Source organism: Myxococcales bacterium (genome assembly GCA_016717005.1).
GTDB lineage: Bacteria > Myxococcota_A > Polyangia > Haliangiales > Haliangiaceae > UBA2376.
In genome coordinates, this window is record JADJUF010000037.1 from 1,095,599 (window position 1) to 1,114,735 (window position 19,137).

General features: G+C 70.8%; 15 protein-coding genes and 1 pseudogene. 5 read left to right on the top strand and 11 right to left on the bottom strand.

Annotation, left to right across the window (positions count from 1 at the left end; genetic code table 11):
• Nucleotides 1-288: 288 nt before the first annotated feature.
• From IPL61_28395 to IPL61_28430, 8 genes and pseudogenes are all read right to left on the bottom strand, one after another.
• Complete coding sequence (locus IPL61_28395; GenBank protein ID MBK9035140.1) at nt 289-1,086, bottom strand: hypothetical protein; 798 nt, start codon at nt 1,084-1,086, stop codon at nt 289-291.
• Between the two features lie 50 nt (nt 1,087-1,136).
• Nucleotides 1,137-2,870: a hypothetical protein gene (locus IPL61_28400; protein MBK9035141.1), complete on the bottom strand. Its 1,734-nt coding sequence runs from the start codon at nt 2,868-2,870 to the stop codon at nt 1,137-1,139.
• Nucleotides 2,867-4,285 (bottom strand): hypothetical protein, encoded by a 1,419-nt coding sequence (locus tag IPL61_28405; GenBank protein MBK9035142.1) that lies wholly within the window; start codon nt 4,283-4,285, stop codon nt 2,867-2,869. Before IPL61_28405 ends, IPL61_28400 begins: the two co-directional genes overlap by 4 nt.
• A gap of 1,275 nt (nt 4,286-5,560) precedes the next feature.
• Nucleotides 5,561-6,274 carry a hypothetical protein gene (locus IPL61_28410; GenBank protein ID MBK9035143.1) on the bottom strand — a complete coding sequence of 238 codons (714 nt, stop codon included), beginning with the start codon at nt 6,272-6,274 and terminating at the stop codon, nt 5,561-5,563.
• A gap of 71 nt (nt 6,275-6,345) precedes the next feature.
• Nucleotides 6,346-7,608: a serine/threonine protein kinase gene (locus IPL61_28415; protein ID MBK9035144.1), complete on the bottom strand. Its 1,263-nt coding sequence runs from the start codon at nt 7,606-7,608 to the stop codon at nt 6,346-6,348.
• A 108-nt stretch (nt 7,609-7,716) separates the two neighbouring features.
• A pseudogene (gene uvrB / locus IPL61_28420) lies at nt 7,717-9,751 on the bottom strand (excinuclease ABC subunit UvrB).
• Between the two features lie 58 nt (nt 9,752-9,809).
• Entirely contained in the window at nt 9,810-10,343 is a 534-nt protein-coding gene (locus tag IPL61_28425) for a hypothetical protein (protein ID MBK9035145.1), read from the bottom strand.
• The gene (locus IPL61_28430; protein ID MBK9035146.1) at nt 10,340-10,897 is read right to left on the bottom strand and encodes a hypothetical protein; all 558 of its coding nucleotides are present in this window, start codon (nt 10,895-10,897) and stop codon (nt 10,340-10,342) included. Before IPL61_28430 ends, IPL61_28425 begins: the two co-directional genes overlap by 4 nt.
• A gap of 146 nt (nt 10,898-11,043) precedes the next feature.
• On the opposite strand from IPL61_28430, the gene IPL61_28435 reads away from it, so the two are divergent.
• The 4 genes from IPL61_28435 to IPL61_28450 all read left to right on the top strand — a co-directional run bounded on the left by IPL61_28435 (nt 11,044) and on the right by IPL61_28450 (nt 14,477).
• Nucleotides 11,044-11,958 (top strand): hypothetical protein, encoded by a 915-nt coding sequence (locus IPL61_28435; GenBank protein ID MBK9035147.1) that lies wholly within the window; start codon nt 11,044-11,046, stop codon nt 11,956-11,958.
• Nucleotides 11,955-13,322, top strand: a complete 1,368-nt coding sequence (locus IPL61_28440) for a peptidoglycan DD-metalloendopeptidase family protein (protein ID MBK9035148.1) — start codon at nt 11,955-11,957, stop codon at nt 13,320-13,322. The genes IPL61_28435 and IPL61_28440 overlap by 4 nt, the downstream gene beginning before the upstream one ends.
• A 50-nt stretch (nt 13,323-13,372) precedes the next feature.
• The gene (gene thiE / locus IPL61_28445; GenBank protein MBK9035149.1) at nt 13,373-14,071 is read left to right on the top strand and encodes a thiamine phosphate synthase; all 699 of its coding nucleotides are present in this window, start codon (nt 13,373-13,375) and stop codon (nt 14,069-14,071) included.
• Between the two features lie 94 nt (nt 14,072-14,165).
• Nucleotides 14,166-14,477: a hypothetical protein gene (locus IPL61_28450; protein MBK9035150.1), complete on the top strand. Its 312-nt coding sequence runs from the start codon at nt 14,166-14,168 to the stop codon at nt 14,475-14,477.
• A 316-nt stretch (nt 14,478-14,793) separates the two neighbouring features.
• Here IPL61_28450 and IPL61_28455 read toward each other — a convergent pair whose 3' ends face one another.
• From IPL61_28455 to IPL61_28465, 3 genes are all read right to left on the bottom strand, one after another.
• On the bottom strand, nt 14,794-15,681 hold the full coding sequence (locus tag IPL61_28455) for a hypothetical protein (protein ID MBK9035151.1): 888 nt from the start codon (nt 15,679-15,681) through the stop codon (nt 14,794-14,796).
• A gap of 156 nt (nt 15,682-15,837) precedes the next feature.
• The gene (locus IPL61_28460) at nt 15,838-16,683 is read right to left on the bottom strand and encodes a tetratricopeptide repeat protein (GenBank protein ID MBK9035152.1); all 846 of its coding nucleotides are present in this window, start codon (nt 16,681-16,683) and stop codon (nt 15,838-15,840) included.
• A 23-nt stretch (nt 16,684-16,706) separates the two neighbouring features.
• Entirely contained in the window at nt 16,707-17,432 is a 726-nt protein-coding gene (locus IPL61_28465; GenBank protein MBK9035153.1) for an OmpA family protein, read from the bottom strand.
• Between the two features lie 134 nt (nt 17,433-17,566).
• On the opposite strand from IPL61_28465, the gene IPL61_28470 reads away from it, so the two are divergent.
• Nucleotides 17,567-18,940 carry a sigma-54-dependent Fis family transcriptional regulator gene (locus tag IPL61_28470; protein MBK9035154.1) on the top strand — a complete coding sequence of 458 codons (1,374 nt, stop codon included), beginning with the start codon at nt 17,567-17,569 and terminating at the stop codon, nt 18,938-18,940.
• Nucleotides 18,941-19,137 lie beyond the last annotated feature (197 nt).

Below are 19,137 nucleotides of genomic sequence, written 5' to 3' on the forward strand. Positions count from 1 at the left end.
CTACTTGGCGCCTACGCCTGCGGGCCTTTCGGTGCGCGCGGCGCCGACTCCGGGCGCTATGGGGTACGCTCGACGATGCAAGCGCGCGGGACCGACGCTGGATCGCCAGCGCGCTCACCATGCGAAGAGACGAGTGCAGCGCATTGTTCAGCGACTTGGCGCCGTGCCGGCTGCATATGGCCCATGTCCCTGTGGCAGCGGTGAGCGCTTTCGTTTCTGCTGCGGGAGACGATACTAGCAGACCGTCGAAAACGGGAGTCTGGGCTCCGATCCTGTCGCAGCCTCAGATCAGAGACCCAACTCATACAGCGTCCTTCGAACAATGTCGGCAGGCCGGGCGCAATCCAATCGGCCGCCACCGCGCCGGTGCCACGGTAGTTCGAGTTGCGCAAGATCGGACGTCGCGAGCTGGTCTGCCACGGCACGCTGCTGCAACCGCGGCAACAACGCGAACACCTCGGCGGCCACGCTGGCTTCCAGACGAGCACCGCGGTTGAGTGCATCTTGCAACGACGCGCACCACACATCCGGCGCAACGGCGACCAAGCGCGCTAGGTACCTAAAGAGGAGCGTTTCGGCGATTTCGTGAATCGAGGCCCGGGCGATCCGCTTCGACGCGGTCTCGCGCTCGATGGTCGTTAGCGCTTTCCAACGGACAGCGATTGCGTGCCAGCCGAGGACGCTGTCGACGTTCGACAGCCGTTGCAATGCGCCGTCGAGGCGGGGCGCGAGCTCGCGCCTATCGACCCATCCCAAGTCTTGCTCGATATCGAAATACTGGTCCCGGAGGACGTGGCCCGTTTCATCGACTGCTTCTCCGAGTCGCCTTTCGAAGATGGACACCAACTCATCAACACGGTCGTCAGACAACACCACGTCATCAACCCCGACCAGGAGACCTCGCAGGCCGCTACGCTCGTCTGCGTGAAGTAGACGCCATGCCAAGCGCACCAACTCCTCTGACTCGCGGAATGCGCCGCGAAGGAGCGAGACGACAGTTCCACCAGACGGGGCGAAAAGGCGCATCCCGTCCGCGTCGGGTTCCACGCACCACTGAACAGCGTTGTTCGCGATCTCGATGGCCACGGGGCGCACCGTCTCGTGCTGAAGCGCCGCGTGGACTGGGGATGACACCTTCATACCAGTCGCATAGAGCGACATCGGTAGCCACTGGCGTAGACGGCGGCGGCGGCGTCCGATCCGCGGCCTATCAGCCGCTCGAGTGCGGCTCCGGGAAACGGCCGTCGACGATCCCAGGTCTCCCATGCGTTCAGCAAGTGCGTAGCGAGCACTTCAGATTCGGCGACGAGTTCCCCGAATTCGCCCCAAGTGCCCAAGACCGCATCGCCGAGATTGACGGTCAGGAGCTTATCGATCCTGCCCGCACTAACAAGCTCGGCGACATAAGCAGCGCGTACTCTTGAAGTGAAGCGGCCGAGTTCCTCTGGCGGCATTTCGGGCAACTTCGGGCCAATGGCGCGAACCACGCGCGTACGCACCTCGCCGCTTGGAGGCCGGATCGCATCAGGCGCCAGCGGCTGATAACGACCATGTTGCCTGCTATCACCTACGTGCGCACGCCAATCTGGCCAGTCCGCAGCCAGCGCATCGCGACCTTCGTCGGTGCTCGCGATCTCTTCGACGACTTCCGGCCCTGGCTTGTACGCGTCCGAGAGCCACTTCAGCGCCTTCACAAGTACGCGCGCATCACACTCACCTGGATGAAGTGCCAACGCTGCGGCGCCCGGCATCAGTTGCCCCGTCATCCGTGCAATCGAGGCCAGTCTTTTGAGAGTGGGTTCAGCCTCCGGTCCGCGCGGCAGGCTGCGGAGCGCCAGGCCCGCACAAACTGCCGGCGGGGCACCGAAGTGGTCGTGGCCATCATCACCGATCATCACTGCTAACAACTCGCGGACATCTTCTTCCGCGGAGTGTCGAGCCATTGCATCGATCGCCGCTGCGCGCACGGAAGCGTCGCGGTGCCACAGAGTCTGCACAACGTCGCCAAGACTCAGCTCTCGTTCGATGAACCAGTGCACGGGATCCGCGGGGAGTTCGAACGTGGGGCGTAGCGCGTCTCGAAGACCGGTCCATGCGGCTCCGCCAGCTCGCGCTATTCGACGAGCTGGTTCGATCATCAGGTCGCCAACCCACACTGACGTCTCATCTAACAGCCCGTCGGCGACAGCCCCCACAACAGCGTCGACTGTAGACGAGTTCAAGGCATTCGACTGTGCCTGCTCAATGTCCGCCGCCGAACGGACAGCTGTCACCACTTGACGAAGCGTTGACGTGTTGACGGTTGCCTCTTCGGCACGCCGCAGAAGACTAGCGATTCTTTCGTTCGCCAGCTGCACGGCTCCTTCGGCCGCATCGAGACCAATCGCGTGCCGGACCGGCTCCATGCCGGCATGCTCACGAGCGGCCGCGAGCACGACCTCGGACGACTTCCCTCGTAGTTCGTGTGCGTAGAGAGACTCTGCGACAGACCGAAGCGCAAAGGAAACTGTGTCGCCCTCGCGCACGAGCACGCCAAGATGCCGCTCGACTTCGTCGTGGATGGTGTCGGCTACCTCAATGCCGTTTGCCATGCAGGCGCGCTCAAAACGCTGCAGTGAGATCGGACCCAAGAGCGCTTCGCGCGCGAGCTCGCAGAGCATCGGGCGCACCGAATCAAACGAGACGCGTGGCGCTCCTCGCCGCGCGCGCCACGCGTCGAACATCAGATGCACCGTCTGCGCAAAGAGAGCCGCGCGGTGACGAGGTACCACTTGTCGATTCAGCGCGATCAGGAGCGCGGCCGTTGCAGTGAGGGGAACGCGGAGCAGGTCATGATCTTCGGAACCGAGGCTCTCCAGCACGCGTGTCACAGCGGCTCGATACTCCTCGCCCATGTCTCGCCACGACGCCAGGTACCGGCGGACGTCGGTTGCCGTCCACGGCGATAGCTGCAGTGTTGCAAAACCATCTGCACCACCGGGAAGCGTCGATGGCCTTGTTGCCGCAACAATCCCGCAAGACGTGCACCGCGACGTCCGGGTGCCAAGCGAAGCTCGTCGCCGCGAATGATGTCGAGTTGTTGCCACACCGACGAACCGACCTCGTCGACCCCGTCCACGAGCAGAACCCACGATGCAGAATAGTCAGAGAGACGCAAGCTTGGGGTTCCGGAAGAGACAACCTCAGGCCAACCGTACCGCCGCAGCTCCCTAGCGTGGACGAGCAACGGCATCGGCGCGGCAACGTCACGCACGGCCCTTTCACCGAGATGATGAGCGCACCATGCGAGCAGTGTCGACTTGCCCGTTCCGACGTCCCCCACGAGAGCGACACAGCGCTCCCGCGAGAGTCTTGAGAGAACCGCCTCGATCTCCAGGTCGCCATCGCTGCCGTCAGGAGCCCGTCCGCCGTCGTTCTTCTCAGGTCGAGCCAAGCGGCGACGCGCCTCGTCGATCACATGGGCAGGGACGAACACGCTCGCTGACCGCACGCTCGACGTCCATGTGCCGGCGCCGTCTAACGAATCGAGTGGCTGATGCGCTCTCCATCGGCGCGCAACGCTCGATAGGTACTTCGCTCGCACTCCGCCGTCACCACCAAGTGGCGCAAACGACGAACAGCGACTCTCCAGCAGGCGAGCAAGCCCGTCTGGCGTCACGACGTCCTGCTTCCGCAGGCGGGCAACGACGTCGATGAGCGCGTTGTGGACGTTCACAACGTCCGTCTGTGGCAACTGGCGCGCGAGAGAATCGCGAGCGAGATCGTCAACCTCGTCGAGGTTGCCCAAGCGCTCGACGGAGAGCCTGCCGAGCAACGCAACGACTTCAACGCGAGGCATGGCGAGCTCGGTCGCGACCCAGTCAAGCCAGGCTCGATCCAGTCTTGATGAAGTCGACCAGAGCTGTTCCGTGTCGACGATGCCTGCACGGGTTCTTCGGCACAACGCGCCGAAGCGACGGAGATTGTGACCATCAACCTCAAACCATTCGCCGAAGCCAAGCGTCGGTTCATCGCAGGCAGCCGTCGACGCCTGCCTGAGGCAGGCGGTGAGCTGCTTCGCATCCAGTGCGCCGCTCTTGATCTGCCAGGACTGGATCCACGGTCTACCGCCTCGATGCGAGGTCTCCGAGACGTCGTCGAAGCCCGGAAACCGCTTGTCTTCGCGCCGAAGCTCGCAAACTCCATCCACCCCCGCAAGTGCGTCCGCGAGCATGCGCGCCGCGCGGTACGCAACCACATGATCCTCGTACGTGTTGCCGCCGCGAAGGGCGTCACGATCTCCCACGTCGCGTCATCGTACCGCGAGATGGGCTTGATCCACGCCGACAGACCAGTTTCGTTCGCTGCCAGGCACACCGTCGGTGCATGACGACTGTGCGCGTCGGCGGCTTTCGCGCGCCTCGCCGACCGCGCGCGTCCGGGACCTGGCTACACCGGCTACACCAGCAGCGCCGCGCGCAGCCACGGTGATTCAGACCGCCCCACCCCGCCCCGCGCTCGCAGAGGTCCCGCGCGGTGTCGACGCGGAGGGACAGCGCGTTGCGGCCACGACGAACCTGGCACCGCCACATCGAGGAGCGAACGTCCAGGGCGTGATCGGCGGCACGCCACGGCTCGATGACGAGCTCGCTTGCCTTGGCGCGCAGGAGCGTTTCCACCTGGTCGGCGTCCAGGTCGACCGCGATGTTGCATGCCGTGCTCGCGATCGTGACATCGGTGTACAGGAGCCGGACCTCGGCAGTGAGCGGATCCGGCGCCTGCGAGAGTCGCCGCAGGATCAGCGGCACCTCGGCGGTCGGGCTAACGCCGAGACCAGCGCGGTGCATCGTCACGTCGATGGTCGTGTGCACGGGGATGGGCCTTTTGTGGGGATGGAGGAGGGAGGATGGCTCCACCCTAGCGAGCCCACCAACGGCACACCAGGAAGAGCTCCCCCAGGCGAGATCTCCCAACGCCTCCGTCCGCGGGTGCCGATCGCCCGGGGCTGATGTCGACGCGGACGCGGACGGCCTTGGGAGATCGTTCAGCCAGAAATCGTGCGACGCGGCCGAGCCCGGCGGGCCGGAGATCCTTCGCACGCCGCTTGCTCGTCTTGATCTCCGGCCGCCCTCGCGGTCATCTTGCCAACGACGGATCGGGCCGCGTGCTCAGCAAAGCCAGGCGCGAGCCGGACGGGTCGCTCCACGGCGCGCTCGCGCCGTTGCCTCGATGGTCCGCGCCACCAGGGCGACGACCAGGTCGGCCAGCGCGTCGGCGGACGGTGTGCCACGCGGTAGCACAGCGGGTGGCCGCGACGGTGCGCGAGCGTTCGCGAGTGAGACAGTAGCGGCGGATCGTCGAAACCGACGGCGGCAAAGCTTGATGCGTTGACCTCCGCCGCCGCCGCTAAATCCAGCGTTATCCGCGATCTTGCTGACCTCGGCGCGGAGCAGCGGCCTGTCGCCGTGCAAGACCTTGTGGATCGCGATGCTGATAGAAAACGATTCCAACGTGTGCGCCATCGCGTGCGCCGGGCGGTGTCAGCGGCGTCAGCCGTCGGTCATCGCCGCCGACAGCCGGGTCAGATCTTCTTGAGCAAGTACGCCGCCGCCCGCCGGACCGAGGCGCTCTTGTGGCTGCGGGCGGCGGGCTTGAGGTAGCGGCGGGCGGGGGCGCCGATGATGGTGCGGAGGAACCAGGAGGCCTTGCCGCGGGTCTTGGGGCTGGTGAGGGCGTCGATGACGTTGCGGTTGAGGGTGGCGTTGCTGCGGTAGGAGCGGTCGCGCTTGATGGCGGCCTGGTAGTGCTCCATCGAGACGGTCCACCAGCGGCGGTCGTGGTACAGATTTCCAAGTAGATACGGGATGGTGGCGCTCTTGGGGTTCTGCTTCCAGAGCGCGCGCAAGCCGGTGAGGGCGGCGTCGCGCTGGCCGAGCTTGATCTGGGCGAGGGCTTCCTTGACGGTGCGCGCGGGGGTCACCTGGGCGGCGGGCGGAGCGGCGCTGGGCGCGACGCCGGCGTCGACGGGCTCGTCGGTGGGGTCGTCGTCGTCCTGGGTCTGGGCGGGCTCGGACTCGGGGTCGGCGGACGGCACGGGCGCGTTGGTGGTCAGCTCGATGTCGTCGAGGTCGAGCGCCACCTCGGCCGCGGGCGCCGGCGGGCCAGCGGGAAGCGCGGCCTCGCCGACGGGACCGCCGGGGGCCCCAGCGGCGAGCGCGCCAGCGTCGCCGGTCAGGTCGGCGCTGATCGCGGTCGGGGCGGCGCCACCGTCGGCGTCGGTGACCGCGATGTCCACGGCGGCGAGCTCATCGTCGGCGTCGAGGTCGTCGGGCGCGAACGCCTGGGCGTCGGCGAGCGGCGGCGCGGTCAGATCGGTGGCCGCGGAGCCGGGCGCGGCGGCGAGCCCGATGGCTGGGGATCAGCGGCGCTGCCTGCCCGCGTTGCGATGGTCGCGGTGGTGGCGGGCGCGGCGCTTGGGTGTGACCGCGGGCGGAGCTCGACCACAGCGAAGGCGGCGGCGCCGCCGGCGAGGGCGAGGGCGAGGAGGGCGGTGCGGGTGCGGCGCGGGCGACGGGCGGCGGGATCGAGGCCGGGCGGCGGCGCGGTGGAGGCGCGGACGCCGCGGGCGATGACGTCGAGCGCGTCGGCGAACTCGACGGCGGAGGGCCAGCGATCGCCGGGCGCCTTGGCGAGGGCGCGGGCGAGGGCCAGGTCGAGGCCGGGCGGCCACGCGGTGATCGGATCGACGGTCGCGAGGCGCGGCGCGGGCGCCGAGCGGTGCAGCTCGAGCAGCGTGGCGGTGTCGTCGGCGGAGAAGGGGCGCTCGCCGGTCAGCATCTCGAACAGCACCACGCCGGCGGCGTAGACGTCGGTGCGCGCGTCGATCGCGCCGCCGAGGGTCTGCTCGGGCGCCATGTAGCTGGGCGTGCCGACGGCGATCTGGGCCTGGGTCAGCTGGCTCGACGTGGTGTCGCGTAGCCGGGCGAGGCCGAAGTCGAGGATGCGGACGTGGCGGCCGGTGCCGATCTCGTCGGTGACCATGATGTTGGCTGGCTTGACGTCGCGGTGGACGATGCCCTGGGCGTGCGCGTGGGCCAGGCCGGCCAGCAGCTGGCGGCCCAGCGTCAGCGCCTCCTCGAGCGGCAGCGCGCCCTCGTCGAGCAGATCGCGCAGCGTCACGCCGGCGACGTGCTCCATGACCAGGTACGGGCTGCCGGCCACGCCGAAGTCGATGATCGAGACGCAGTGCGAGTGGGCGAGCCGCGCCAGCGCCCGGGTCTCGCGCTCGAAGCGCGCCCGGGAGTCGGGATCGTCCGCGAACATCGCGTGCAGGAACTTCACCGCCACCGGTCGGCCGACCGGGATCCGCTCGGCCCGGTAGACCACGCCCATCCCACCGCGTGCGATCCGCTCGATGATCCGGTAGCGGCCCTCGAGCACACTACCGATCCGTGGATCGGCGTCCGCCATCGCCATCAGATGTATCACGCCGCGACCGCGCGTGCCGGCGCGGCGAATGCGCGCACGCGATGTCGCGGCGCCGATCGCGCGCGCGTGCCAGCGCGGCGAACGACGCGGACAGGATCTCGCGGAGATAGATCGCGCCGATGTCGTCGCGGTGTGCGACATCGGCGCCCACGACGACCGCGCGCTACCGCATCTGTAGCTCCATACGCTCGAGCGCGCCGGCCGATCGCGCGGGCCGCGGCGCGCGAGGTCGAGTCCGTCGACCGCGCGCTACCGCATCTGCAGCTCCATGCGCTCGAGCTCGCGGGCCTGATCGCGCAGGGCGGCGGCCAGCTCGAAGTCGAGATCGTCGGCGGCGGACTTCATCGCGCCGCGCAGCTTGTCGATCGCGGTGCGCAGCGAGCCGAGGTCGTCGATCTTCGGCAACCCGGCGACGCCAACGGCGCTGGCCATGGCCTTGGCGCTCTTGCCGCGCTTGGGCATGGGGTCGGCGGGGGTCACGTCGAGGATCGAGCGCGTGGTCGTGCGCGGCGTGATGCCGTGCTTGGCGTTGTGGGCCAGCTGCAGCGCGCGGCGGCGGGCGGTCTCGCTGACCGCGTGCTCGATCGAGTCGGTGCGCTTGTCGGCGTAGAGGATCACCTTGCCGCGGACGTTGCGGGCGGCGCGGCCGATGGTCTGGATCAGCGACCGGGTCGAGCGCAGGAAGCCCTCCTTGTCGGCGTCGAGGATCGCGACCAGCGACACCTCGGGGATGTCGAGGCCCTCGCGCAGGAGGTTGATGCCGACCAGCACGTCGAACTCGCCGCGGCGCAGGTCGCGGATGATCTGGATGCGCTCGAGCGTGTCGATGTCGGAGTGCAGGTACCGCACGCGCACGCCGACCTCGGCGTAGTACTCGGTCAGGTCCTCGGCCATGCGCTTGGTCAAGGTCGTGACCAGCACCCGCTCGCCGGCCTTGGCCCGCTCGCGGATCTCGCCGAGCAGGTGGTCGACCTGGTGGCCGACCGGGCGCAGCTCGATCTCGGGATCGATCAGGCCGGTGGGCCGGATGATCTGCTCGATGACGACGCCCTGGGCCTGGGCCAGCTCCCAGTCGGCGGGCGTGGCCGAGGTGTAGATCGCCTGCTTGACCCGGCCGCGCCACTCGTCGAAGCGCAGCGGTCGGTTGTCGAGCGCGCTGGGCAGCCGGAAGCCGAAGTTGACCAGCGTCTCCTTGCGCGCGCGATCGCCGGCGTACATGCCGCCGATCTGGGGGATGCTCTGGTGGGACTCGTCGACGAACACCAGGAAGTCGTCGGGGAAGTAGTCGATCAGCGTCGTCGGCGGCTCGCCGGCGGCGCGCCCGGCCAGGTGGCGCGAGTAGTTCTCGATGCCCGAGCAGAAGCCCATCTGCTCGAGCGCCTCGAGGTCGTACATGCAGCGCTGCTCGAGCCGCTGGCGCTCGAGCAGCTTGCCCTCGGCCTGGAGCTCCTCGAGCCGGCCGCGCAGCTCGACCCGGATGTCGCCGATCGCGCGCTTGAGCTGGTCGGCCGGGGTCGCGTAGTGCGAGGCCGGGAAGATCGTGACCGTGTCGATCTTCTGGCGCGACACGCTGCGCAGCGCGTCGATCTCGTGGATGGCCTCGATCTCGTCGCCCCACAGCTCGACCCGGATCGCGGTGTCGGCCTCGTACGCGGGGAAGATCTCGAGCACGTCGCCGCGCACGCGGAACGTGCCGCGGTGGAAGTCGAGGTCGTTGCGGTCGTACTGCAGCTCGACCAGCCGCCGCAGCAGCACGTCGCGCGGGGTCGAGCCGCCGACGGTCAGCTCGAGCGTCATCGCCGCGTACGACTCGCGCGCGCCGATGCCGTAGATGCACGACACCGAGGCGACGATGATCACGTCGCGCCGCGACAGGAGCGCGAACGTGGCCGCGTGGCGCATCCGGTCGATCTCCTCGTTGACGATCGAGTCCTTCTCGATGAACGTGTCGGTGGTCGGGACGTAGGCCTCGGGCTGGTAGTAGTCGTAGTAGCTGACGAAGTAGTGGACGGCGTTGTCGGGGAACAGCTCCTTGAGCTCGCCGTACAGCTGCGCCGCCAGGATCTTGTTGTGGACCATGATCAGCGTCGGCCGCTGGGTGGCGGCGATGACGTTGGCCATCGTGAAGGTCTTGCCCGAGCCGGTGATGCCGAGCAGCACCTGGGCCCTCGTCGCCGCGCTCGAGCCCGGCCACCAGATCGACGATGGCCTTGGGCTGATCGCCGGCCGGCTGGTACGGCGCGCGCAGGACGAACGGACGATGACCAGGCGACGGAGCGGGCACGGGCGCAGTCTAGCGCCGAACCTGACAGCGGCCTGTCAGGGATCCGCGCGGCCGGCGATCACCACTGGTAGCCGAGGGCGGCGCCGAAGCCCACCCCGATGCCCTGCGTGGCGCGGTCGCCCTGGGCATCGGTCCGGGTGCCGGTGAAGCCGCGGAGCTCGACCTGGACGCGCAGGCGCAGGTGCTCGTCGCCGACGTCGCCGGCGAAGTGCGGGACCAGCAGCGCATCGGAGTAGGTGACGTCCTTGACCGTGGTCTGCTGGAACCCCAGATCGATGCCGGCGGTCGCGCACCGCCCGCCGCTGGGCGAGCAGCTCCGCGCCTGGGTCCCGGCACGGAACTCGACGTGCCCGAGGTCGTCGGATACGGACAGCGAGCCGAACCGGGCCGCGGCGTGGCCCCACCAGCTGCCGGCGACGTGGACGCCGCCGTCGATCGCGAACCCCACGAACGGTGCGGCGTGATCGGTGGTCAGCCCTGGGCCGACCATCAGGTACAGCGACGCGGGCGTCGTCGTCAGATCCGTCGGCGGGCCGGTCGGCGCGGCGCAAGTGGCGAGCAGCAGGAGCAGACCGGGTCGCGCGGCGGTCACAGCTGGTACCCCAGCGAGGCGCCGAAGCCCACGCCCGGCTCGAAGCGCGTGGTGTCGCCCGACGGGGTCGACGCGCTGTGGTAGTAGCCGCGGGCCTCGGCCATGAACCGGGCCCGGAGGTGCGCGCCGCCGAACTCGACGCCGACCCGCGGCGCCACCAGCGGGCCGCTGTGCGACTCGGTCATGCGGTCGTCGCCCTCCCACGAGCTGGTCACGTAGCCGAGATCGAGGCCGACGACGCCGCACACGACGCGGTCGCGCGCGCACCGCACGCGATCGACGCCGGCGCGGACCTCGAGATGGTCACCGCTGCCTTCGGCGTCACCGCCGGCGCCCAGCCGCAGCGCCCCGTGGCCCCACCAGTCGCCGTCGATGCGGCGGCCGACCTCGAGGCCGACCGTGGCCGCGACAAAGGCGTCGGCCGAGAGCCCGGCGGTCGCGGCGATGGTGACGTCGGCCGCGGCGGGGGTCGACGGCGTCAGGGCCTCGTCGGCGCGGGCCAGGGACGGCGCGAGGAGTGCGGCGACGAGGAGGATGCGGGCGAGGTGGGACACGCCCGGTGACATTGCGAGGCCCGTGCCAGTGGCCGGACCGCGGAGATCCGTGGCGTTGCGTCGGTCGGGCGGTGGCGGTTCACCAGCCGCCGGGCGCGCTGCGGGGAGGTCCGGACAGCCGTCGGTGACACGCGTACAGTCGCGGGATGTCCCGAGGGATCTCGATGGCCCTGGTCGCGGGCCTGGTCGCGTGCGCGACCCCGCCGACCACCGATCCTGCCGATCGCGCCAGCGGCGGCGCGCGCGCGATCGTCAGCGCGTCGACCTGGGCGGCGCTGGCCGCCGACCCGACCATCGCGGCGGTGGCCGATGATGTCGCGCTGCGCTGCGAGCCGGTGGACGTCGGCACCGACGCGGCGGCCCCGCGCTGCGACGCGGTGGTGATCGCGCCCGACGGCGCGCGCGCGCCGCTCGGCCGCACCGATCTGCTGGCGGCGCTGCGCCTCGACGCCCGGCGGCTGGTGCTGCTGACGAGCGCGGGCGAGCTGCGGGTGCGCTCGGACGACGGCGAGCAGGTGATCGCGCGCGATGTGCGCGACCCGCGGGTGGCCAGCGATCGCCGGGTGCTGGCGTTCACGCAGTACGTGCCCGGCGGCGGCCCGGGCGCTGCGCCGGGCACGCTGGTCGCGCTCGATCTGGATCGTGGCGCCCGCTGGCTGGTCACCGACGATCCGCTGGCGTCGTCGCCGTTCCCGGTGCCGGGCGGCGAGCAGGTGCTGTACGTGTCGGCGCGCACCGGGCTCGCGGCGCTCTACCTCGCGACGCCGGGGCAGCCGCCGCGGCAGCTCACCAACGTCGGGCACCGCACCGTCGACGCCGGGTTCGTGCCGGTGCCGGGCCGCGAGCTGGCGTGGCTCGACGGGCGCCGCGCGATCTTCACCGCGACCTACGGCGGCGTCGCGCGGCTGTGGGCGCTCGATCTCGAGCTGGGCGCGGCGATCGATCTGGGGCCGGGGCGGCGGCCGCGCGCGACCGCGGGCGGCGTCGAGGTGATCGTCGACGGCGCGGTCCGGACGCTGACCGCGACCGAGGTGATCGCGGCGCTGGAGGTGACGCCGTGACCGGCGTGGCGGGCGTGACGGGCGTGGCGCGCATGACGGGCGCGACCGGCGTGGCGGGCGTGGCGCGCATGGCGCGCGTGACGGCTGAGCCGTGCGTGACGCGTATGACCCGCCTGACCCGCGTGGCGCGCGTGGCGATCGTCGCCGTGCTCGCGACCACGGCCACCGCCGCGGCCGGGCCGTACCGCTGGCCGACGGTGCCGGCCGGGGTCAACGCCCACCTCGATCACGGCAACCTGACCGACTACCAGTGCGGCAACAACACGTACAGCGGCCACCGCGGCACCGACATCGGCGTCGGCCGCAACACCGCCGTGGTCGCGGCCGCCGACGGCTGGGTCAAGCAGCGCACCGACGGCTTCGGCGACGGCTTCATCGGCTCGACCGACGGCGGCGGCTTCGGCAACATGGTCGCGCTGTTCCACGGCGCCGGCGAGGAGACGATCTACGGCCACATGACCGCGGGCACCGGCATCCCGGCGCTGGGCGCGACGATCGCGTGCGCGGGGCCGCTCGGCCGCTCGGGCACGTCCGGCAACTCGAGCGGGCCGCACCTGCACTTCGAGACCCGGATCGGCGTCAGCGAGACCGGCTCGTACTACTCGGGCCAGGCCGAGGACCCGTACGCGGGCGCGTGCAGCGTCGCGGTCAGCGCCTGGACCAACCAGAACGGCGGCGCGCCGACCGCGACCTGCGCCAGCGGCTCGACGCTCACCGACGACGCGGCCTTCGTCGCCGACGTGACCGTCCCCGACGGCACCGAGGTGGTCGCGGGCGTGCCGTTCATCAAGACCTGGCGGCTGCGCAACACCGGCACCTCGACCTGGGGCGCCGGCTACGCGCTCGTGCACCTCGACGGTCCGGCCCTCGACGCGACCGCGATCCCGGCGGCGGCGGCGCCCGGCGCCGAGGTCGACCTGACCGCGACCCTGACCGCGACCGGCGCGGGCCTGCAGCGCTCGCGCTGGCGCATGACCCACGACGGCGCCGGCTTCGGCGAGATCGTCTGGGTCGAGGTGACCGTGGTCGCGCAGCCGAGCGTCGACGTCGACGGCGACGGGGTCGGCCCAAGCCAGGACTGCGACGACAACGACCCGGCGACCCACCCCGGCGCGATCGAGGACTGCGACGGGATCGATCGCGACTGCGACGGCGCCAGCGACGACGGCCTGGTGCGCGTGTGCTGCGACACGGGGATGCAGACCTGCGCTGCGGGCACCTGGGGCGCGTGCTCGCTGACCTGCGACGCGCCCGGCGACGAGTCGGGCGGCTGCTCGACCGGCGGCGGCGCGCCCGGCGTGCTGGTGCTGGCCGGCCTGGCGTTCGCGGCGCTGGTGACCCGGCGGCGCGCCGACCGCCGCTGACGCTCACCGCGGCGCGCACTGGCGCGCACTAGCGCTACCATCCCGCGACGATGAGCGACCACGCCGGCCACGACGTCCTCGCCGCTCCACCGCCGGGTCCCCGGGCCCAGCGCGCGGCGGCCATCCGCGGGTTCTACGCGATCCTCGACGTCGACGATCACGCGCTCGCGACCGCGCTGGTCGATCCGCACGGGTGCGCCGCGTCGGTGCTGCAGGTGCGGCTCAAGGGCGCGTCGACCCGCGCGCTGGTGGCGGCGGCGACGATGGCGCGGCGGGTGACGACCGCGGCCGGCGCGCTGTTGATCGTCAACGATCGCCTCGACGTCGCGCTCGCGGTCGGCGCCGACGGCGTGCACCTGGGCCAGGACGATCTGCCGCTGGCCGCGGCGGTGCGCGCGCTCGGCGCGGCGCGCGATCACCTGCTGATCGGCATCTCGACCCACGATCTCGATCAGGTCGGCCTCGCGGTCGCGGGTGGCGCCGACTACCTCGGGTTCGGGCCGGTGTTCGCGACCTCGACGAAGGCCAACCCCGATCCGGTGGTCGGGGTCGACGGCCTGGCCGCCGCCTGCGCCCGCGCCGGCCGGGTGCCGGTGGTGGCCATCGGTGGGGTGACACCCGACGCCGGCCCGGCCCTGCACGCCGCTGGGGCCGCCGCGGCCTGCGCGATCGCCGCGGTCAACGGTGCCCCGGATCGCGCGGCCGCCGCCCAAGCGCTCGCCGTGCGATGGCGCACGCCCCTGGAATGACCCGGGAATTCACGGTCGCCGTGCTACGGTACTCCGCTCGCGGGCCTTGAATTTTGCACCTGGGCCCCCGTCTCACTCCGCAGAGGTATCTCCAATGGTCAAGCTCGCGCTCGCCGCTCTCACCGCCACCATCGTCGCCACGCTCTCGATCGTCGCCGTCACCGGCGCCAGCACGGCCGACGCTGCGGCGCCGTGCAAGACCAAGAAGTTCGAGACCAAGTTCCTCGAGGACGCCTGCAAGGCCGGCGGCCAGAAGGCGGCGAAGGACGTGATGAAGAAGGAGATGAAGAACTGGAAGAAGAAGGACTCCAGCATCACCTGCGCGAGCTGTCACTCGAAGGTCGGCGGCGACTACCCGAAGAAGAAGGACGCGCTCGAGAAGCTGCAGAAGTTCGGCGTGAAGTGATCGCGGGCTGAGCTCGAAGGCCGCGTTCGGCCGCGCTCACCAGGTCGCGGGAGCATCGTTCGGCGGCCAGTTCGCGGGCTCACCGTTCGGCGGCCGCGCTCACCAGGTCGCCGCGCTCACCGGGTCGCGGGCTGACCGTTCGGCGTCTGGGCTCACCGGGTCGCGGGCTGACCGTTCGGCGTCTGGGCTCACCGGGTCGCGGGCTGACCGTTCGGCGTCTGGGCTCACCGGGTCGCGGGCTGACCGTTCGGCGTCTGGGCTCACCGGGTCGCGGGCTGACCGTTCGGCGTCTGGGCTCACCGGGTCGCGGCCGCGCTCACCAGGCCACGGGCGCGCCGGTGCGGCACGCCTCGGCCAGCTTGAGCCACCAGGGCTCGGCGTGGCCGCCGCTGTAGCTGGTGAACGCCTCGAGCTGCGCGCCGTGGACGCGCTCGCAGCGCTCGAGCGCGGCGATGCGCTCGGGCGCCCGTTCGCCCGGGGTCCGCGCGATCACGTCGGCGAGCACGCCGACGTCGGTGACCCGCTCGAAGTCCTGGGCCGCGAGCACGGTCAGCGCCGGCGTCCGCGGCGGCAGGCCGCCGGCGGCGACGAGGTCGCGCCAGGCCTGGCCGTGCTGGCGCGCCAGGATCATCGCGACCATCCGCCCGGTGCCGTCGGTGCCGCGTGCGGCCACCAGCGCCGCGGTCTGATCGGCGGTGAGCGCGGCGATCAGCTCGGGGTGATTGACCAGGTGCCAGGCGGCGTCGCGCCGGAGCGCGCGCTCGGGGCTGGCGATCGCGGCCACCAGCAGGCCGGCCCGATCGACGTCGCTCTGGGGCTGGGCCCAGGCGGTCAGGGTGGCCACCAGCGCCGGGCTCGGCTTCTCGATGTAGCCCTCGAACGAGCCAGCCGGCCAGCGATCCTTGGCGATGAACACCAGCGCGGTGCGGCCGCTGCGGAACCCGGTCGAGCACGAGGAGTTGGTCTCGCGTGCGGTGATGGTGCCGCGGCGCGCGCCCTTGAGGCCCTGCTTGACCCGCAGCGCCACGCGCCCGGCGTAGCGCCGACCCGGCACGGCCCCGACCTTCACGACCGCGACGTCGACGGCGCCGTCGAACAGCTCGAAGATCGACTCGTGGCGCTTGGAGCAGGCGGCCGCGGGGCGCGGCGCGGCGGCGACGGCGAGCCCGAGGCAGGCCACGGCCAGGAGCGAGCGGAGCTGCATGGTGCTAGCGACGCATCGCGCCCCACGTCGATCTATCCGCGCGGGCGGCCGCCGGGGGCGCGGGCCGCGTCGATCTGTCCGCGCGGGCGGTCGCGATCGCCGGAGTCGCGGCGGCCTCCTCGAGCAGGCTCGCCGGGTCGATCTACCGCCGCGCCGTCACGACGTGCACTTGGACTTGGTCTTGGCCGAGGCCTTGAGGTCCTTGTCCATCGTGGCGGCCTTCTTGAGCAGGCTCGACGACGCGTACTTCTGCTTCATCAGCGACAGGTACGCGCGCGCCTCGGAGCAGTTCTTCAACTTGGTGGCGGCCTCGGCGGCCCGGAACAGCGCGTCGTCGGCGAGGTCGCTGGTGGCGAACTTGTCGTAGACCTTCTGGAACTCCCGGATGGCCGAGTCCCAGTCCTGCTGCTGGAAGTACGACTCGCCGCGGAAGTACTGAGCGTCGTCGGCGCGGGCGTGGCTGGGGAAGCCGACGGCCAGCTTCTTGTAAGCGTCGCGGGCGTCGTCCCACTTGCTGGCCTTGAACGCCTCGGTGCCCTGGGTCCACAGGTCGTCGGGGTTCATGCCGGCGACCGCGGTGGTGGTGCCGCCCGCGACGACGGCGCCACCGCGGCCGCCCTCGAGCGCGGCGAGCCGAGCCTCGAGCACGCCGAGGCGCTCGTCGTTGGAGGTCTTGTAGCGCTCCACCTGGGCCGCGAGGTCATCCATCATGTTCTTCGCGGCGGAGACCAGGCCGGTCGACACGCGGATGTCGTTGCGCAGCGCGTCGACGTCGGCGCCGAGATCGGCGCTGTTGCGCTTGAGCACCTTGGTGGCCTCGTCGAGCACCTTCTGGAGCTCGCCGACCTGGGTGTCGATCTCGCCCTCCTTGGTGGTCAGGCGGACGTCGAGGTCCTTGACGTCGGTGCGCAGCGACGCGCCCTCGCTCTTGGTCGTGACCCAGAAGCAGCCGGAGGCGCCGAGGGTGGCGGCCAGCACGGCGGCGATCGAGATGGACTTCATGATCGGGAACCTCCTCCTCGGCGTCAGCGCCACTGGAACTCGACGCGGCGATCCTTGTCCTCGCCTTGGCCGGTGGGCTCGGTCTCGCCCTTGGGCACCACCTGCATCTTGGCGGGATCGACGCCCAGGCGCGCCAGGTAGTCGGCGACGGTCTGGGCCCGGCGCTCGGACAGGGCGATGTTGTACTCGTCGGTGCCCGAGCCGTCGGTGTGGCCCATCACGTAGACGGCGCGCGCGGCGCTCTTGTTCATGCACGCGCTGTTGGCGTCGAGCCGGTCGCGCTCGCTCGGGGCGATCGACGAGTCGTCGTAGCCGAAGTAGATGGTGGCCAGGGTGCAGGCGTTGTCGCCGCCGCCGCCCAGCCAGGGCTTCTGACAGTAGCCGTCGACGCAGTCCTCGTCGTCGGCGCACTGCTCGTCGGTCGTGCACGCGGTCGGCCGCTGGCACGCGCCCGCCATGCACTTGCCGCCGGGGCCGCACTCGTTGTCCTTGGCGCAGGCGCGGCAGGTGCCGGCCTGGCACACCTTGCCGTCGGGGCAGTCGGTGTCCTTGGCGCACTCGGGCTTGGCGACGCACGCGCCCGAGTCGCAGCGCTGGCCGTCGCCGCAGTCGTCGTCGACCGCGCAGGCGACGCACTGCTTGTTGACGCACACCAGGCCGTTCTTGCAGTCCTCGGTGCTGTCGCACGTCGGGTTCTTGGGCTTCTTCTTGCCGCACGCGGCGACGCCAGCGACGATCAGGAACGACACGGCCAGGACGGCCAACGTAAACCGAGCTCCACCGACGAGGCGCATGGGTGGAAGCTACGGGCGTGGACGCGCCGAGTCAAATCTATCGCGATCATCCGGAGGCGGTCCGGCGATGGTGCTAGCCTGGCCCGGCCATGGCGCGGTCCACGATCCTGGTCATCGACGACGAGCCCAACATCCTGACCACGGTCAAGCGATCGCTCGAGATCGAGGGGTTCGCGGTCGAGGTGGCGGGCAGCGGCGCGGTCGGGCTGGGCAAGCTGGGCGAGCGCGACGTCGATCTGGTGCTCCTCGACGTGATGATGCCGGGCGAGAGCGGGCTCGACGTGCTGCCGAAGATCCGGGCGGCCCACCCCGACGTGATGGTCGTGATGATGTCGGGCAACGCCACGGTCGAGACCGCGGTCACGGCCACCAAGCTCGGCGCCCACGACTTCATCGAGAAGCCGCTGTCGGGCGACAAGCTCCTGCTGACGGTCCAGAACGCGCTCGAGTTCGGGCGGCTGACCCGCGAGAACGCGCGCTGGAAGGCCCGGGCCGCGGCCGAGCACTCGATGATCGGCAAGAGCGCGGTCATGCGCGCGATCTTCGACAAGCTGGCCAAGACCGCGCCGTCGTCGGGCCGGGTGCTGATCACCGGCGAGAACGGCACCGGCAAGGAGCTGGTCGCCCGCGCGATCCACGACCGCTCGAAGCGCGCCAAGGGCCCGTTCGTGAAGGTCAACTGCGCGGCGATCCCGTCGGAGCTGATCGAGAGCGAGCTGTTCGGCCACGAGAAGGGCGCGTTCACCGGCGCGACCAAGGACCGGCGCGGCAAGTTCGAGCAGGCCGACGGCGGCACGCTGTTCCTCGACGAGATCGGCGACATGAACCCGAGCGCGCAGGCCAAGGTGCTGCGGGTGCTGCAGGAGGACGAGCTCGAGCGCGTCGGCGGCAGCGAGACGATCAAGGTCGACGTCCGCGTGGTCGCGGCGACCAACAAGGACCTGCAGGCCGAGATCGCGGCCGGGCGCTTCCGCGAGGACCTGTACTACCGCCTGGCGGTGGTGCCGATCGAGATGCCGCCGCTGCGCGCGCGCAAGGACGACGTGCCGGCGCTGATCGATCACTTCCTCGAGCTGTGCTGCGCCCGCGACGACCGCCGGGTCAAGCGCATGCGGCCGGGCGCGGTGACGCTGCTGATGCAGCACGACTGGCCCGGCAACGTGCGCGAGCTCAAGAACGTCGTCGAGCGGATGGTGATCCTGTCGGGCGACCCCGACGACGTCACCGAGGCCGACGTCCGCGACGCGCTGCCGAGCGTGCAGGCGGTCAAGGGCAGCTACGAGAAGGGCGTGCCGTTCAAGGACCTGGTCGCGGCGTCGGAGCGCGAGATCATCCTGGCCGCGCTCGAGGCCCACGAGCACCACGTCTCGAACACCGCCAAGGACCTGCAGCTCGAGCGCTCGCACCTGTACAAGAAGATGCGCGCGCTCGGCATCGACCACCGCGCCGACGACGCCGAGTAGCTCAGGCATCGGACGCCGTCGGGCCCGAGGTCGCTCGCACCTGTCCAAGGAGCTGCGCGCGCTCGGCATCGACCACCGCGCCGACGACGCCGAGCAGCGCAGGCATCGGACGCCGTCGGGCCCGAGGTCGCTCGCACCTGTCCAAGGAGCTGCGCGCGCTCGGCATCGATCACCGCGCCGACGAGGCCGAGCAGCGC

Excerpts from the sequence above, each read along its gene's own strand:
- thiE (MBK9035149.1), top strand. The coding sequence starts at position 13,373 with ATGAGCGACCACGCCGGCCACGACGTCCTCGCCGCTCCACCGCCGGGT.
- IPL61_28415 (MBK9035144.1), bottom strand. The coding sequence starts at position 7,608 with ATGTCGCACACCGCGACGACATCGGCGCGATCTATCTCCGCGAGATCC.
- IPL61_28455 (MBK9035151.1), bottom strand. The coding sequence starts at position 15,681 with ATGCAGCTCCGCTCGCTCCTGGCCGTGGCCTGCCTCGGGCTCGCCGTC.
- IPL61_28450 (MBK9035150.1), top strand. The coding sequence starts at position 14,166 with ATGGTCAAGCTCGCGCTCGCCGCTCTCACCGCCACCATCGTCGCCACG.
- IPL61_28470 (MBK9035154.1), top strand. The coding sequence starts at position 17,567 with ATGGCGCGGTCCACGATCCTGGTCATCGACGACGAGCCCAACATCCTG.
- IPL61_28460 (MBK9035152.1), bottom strand. The coding sequence starts at position 16,683 with ATGAAGTCCATCTCGATCGCCGCCGTGCTGGCCGCCACCCTCGGCGCC.
- IPL61_28435 (MBK9035147.1), top strand. The coding sequence starts at position 11,044 with ATGTCCCGAGGGATCTCGATGGCCCTGGTCGCGGGCCTGGTCGCGTGC.